We start from the raw sequence: 2,370 nt of genomic DNA, 5'->3' as shown, positions 1-2,370 counted from the left end.
TGTACCTCCCACTCGAGGAGGCAGGGAGCCGACAGTACGACCAGGTCCGAATCACGACCCGTTCGACAGACAGAGCTGAATCCGTCGCAGAAGCTCTCCGTGAGCGATTCAACGACCGAAAGGACCGACTCCTGGTGCTCGAACTCACTTCACTCGTTCGACTGTTCAAAAGTATCGTGAACGGTATCAACACCTTCCTCGCCGGGCTCGGATCCATCTCGTTACTGGTCGCTGGTGTGTCGATAACTAACACAATGTTGATGGCGGTAATCAAACGCCGCGAAGAGATCGGTGTTCTACGAGCGGTCGGGTACACCAAAGTAGACATTATCCGGATTCTCCTCTTGGAAGCCGCGTTGTTGGGTGCGCTCGGCGCCGTAATCGGTATCGCGATTGCGATTGGAGTTGCGCTGATAGCGAACTCGATATTCCTCGGTGACCCGTTCGCGTTCACGCCGTCTGCACTCTCTTATCTCCTCGGTGCAGTGGCGTTCGGCATCGGGACGAGCCTCGTCGCTGGCGCATACCCGGCGTGGCGGGCGGCGAACGAACGACCAGTCGACGCCCTTCGTGGCTAAGTCAATGACCCAGCTGAAATTTCTCCGTGTCGCGATAAGTACACAGAAGACACTATCCACCCGATGCACGCGTTCGTCTGCGAATTACCATACGTCGACTGTGAGGTGGTAATCCAAGAGAAAATACTGAACGGTGTGCAGTCTCAACAGCGTCCAGTCTACTTCGACGGGTCGAGAGTCGACTTGTGTCGAAGTGAACTGGTCGCTGTGATGCATACACACTCTGTCTGTGTCACGCCAATCCTGTCTGAGGTTGAGGGTCTCAACAACCTCTATTCGGGTAATGGGCACCATATGCCCGCCTATTTCCCCATTTGGTTGTACTCGGAGAAATTCTTGATTCGCACAATCGCTTAAGTAGCAGCATTTAAAACACAATATAATGTCCCAAGAAGCCCGCCTCAATTCTCTCGAGATTCAAAACGTGGTCGCATCAAGTGCAGTCGGCCAGGAATTGGATTTAGAATCGCTCTCGAACGACGTTGACGGAGCGGAGTTCAACCCCGATAACTTCCCTGGACTCGTGTATCGGACCCAAGACCCCAGAGCAGCAAATCTGATTTTCCGATCTGGAAAAATCGTGTGCACTGGGGCAAGTAGCGTCGACGAGGTCAACCGTGCGTTAGAACAGGTGTTCGACGAGCTCGGAAGTCTTGGAATCCCGATTGATGACCGTGAAGAGGCGACGGTACAGAACATCGTCTCGAGTGCAGACCTCGGAACGAATCTGAATCTAAATGCGCTTGCTATCGGTCTGGGACTGGAAAATGTTGAATACGAGCCTGAACAATTCCCCGGTCTTGTCTATCGGATAGACGAGCCGAAAGTAGTGGTCTTGCTGTTCGGGTCGGGAAAGATCGTCATCACAGGCGCGAAGAAAGTCGACTATGCACGAGAAGCGATTCAGGTCGTCAGCGACAAGATTGAGTCGCTTGGGTTACTCGGCTGAGCGTCGGAACGTTTTCTCCGGAAACAGTGGGGTGTGTTGTTCGGATAGCAGCGGTTATTCTGTGATGTGCTACTGGTTCAGTGGAATGTTGAAATCAGGAACTGTTTCGTAGAGACCGGACTTGCTGTGATGCGAGTACTCCCACAAATTACACATATTTGAATTACGACTGTTCTAACAAATAACTAGATAAATGATATTTAACTGGCTTCATTCTAATCGGTGGACCAACTTGTGCTCAACTGCAATATAACCGTGAACACGACCGATTTTTGACTTTTAGTGTGAAAAGAGTCATTATGGCTGCCACGCACATCAAATTGGTTAATTAATTCTAATAAATATGAATATCAAGTTATATAGCCACACAAATAATCATTTTACACCAATAATAGCAGTTTGAACTGAACATAAAACCGAACATTGAATCGTGCCTTGGTCATTGAATATTTCCAAAACTCTTTGTAATTGTACTATACTCTAAGATTGTCATATTCGGTCAAAAACCGAGAGGCAATATGAACTTACGCCGGTGAGTACCGCGAGTACGAACTATCGACTGCTTGGGCGTCCTCTTCGAGCAGTGCGACGACGAGGTAGTCGGCGTAGGTCGCAAAGTAATCCACAAGCCGTGAAATACGGACAGCGTCAATCGCTTCGAGTGAGTCGAGGACCATGAATGGCACCGTTTCGTATACTTCGTGGATAAGGTACCCAGCGAGGGCAAACACGAGCCCCGTCACCTCACGCTCTGATTCTGAAAGGTGCACAACAGTGTCTTCGTAGCTCGCTCCCTCCTCGTTCGTCCGAATGACGTGCAGTTCGAAGACCGACTTGGTGACC

The 2,370-nt window shown here is 50.1% G+C and carries 2 protein-coding genes and 1 pseudogene; 2 read left to right on the top strand and 1 reads right to left on the bottom strand.

The genetic code is table 11. From position 1 onward, the window contains the following. Both AUR66_RS12810 and AUR66_RS12800 read left to right on the top strand, forming a co-directional pair. On the top strand, window positions 1-578 hold a 578-nt coding region (locus AUR66_RS12810; RefSeq protein ID WP_157533106.1), incomplete at its 5' end, for an ABC transporter permease. Window positions 579-960: 382 nt separating this feature from the next. After that, entirely contained in the window at window positions 961-1,527 is a 567-nt protein-coding gene (locus AUR66_RS12800; protein ID WP_058572736.1) for a TATA-box-binding protein, read from the top strand. A 524-nt stretch (window positions 1,528-2,051) separates the two neighbouring features. Here AUR66_RS12800 and AUR66_RS12795 read toward each other — a convergent pair. After that, window positions 2,052-2,370, bottom strand: a pseudogene (locus AUR66_RS12795) (archaea-specific SMC-related protein); the annotation flags it as partial.

The sequence above is a fragment of the Haloferax profundi genome (genome assembly GCF_001469865.1).
In the GTDB taxonomy this organism is placed as follows: Archaea; Halobacteriota; Halobacteria; order Halobacteriales; family Haloferacaceae; genus Haloferax; species Haloferax profundi.
The sequence above is the reverse complement of the archived record's forward strand: the minus strand, read 5'-3'. Positions and strand labels throughout refer to the sequence as shown.

Bases quoted from the DNA above. Each gene is read 5' to 3' on its own strand.
- AUR66_RS12800 (WP_058572736.1), top strand. From the start codon at position 961: ATGTCCCAAGAAGCCCGCCTCAATTCTCTCGAGATTCAAAACGTGGTC.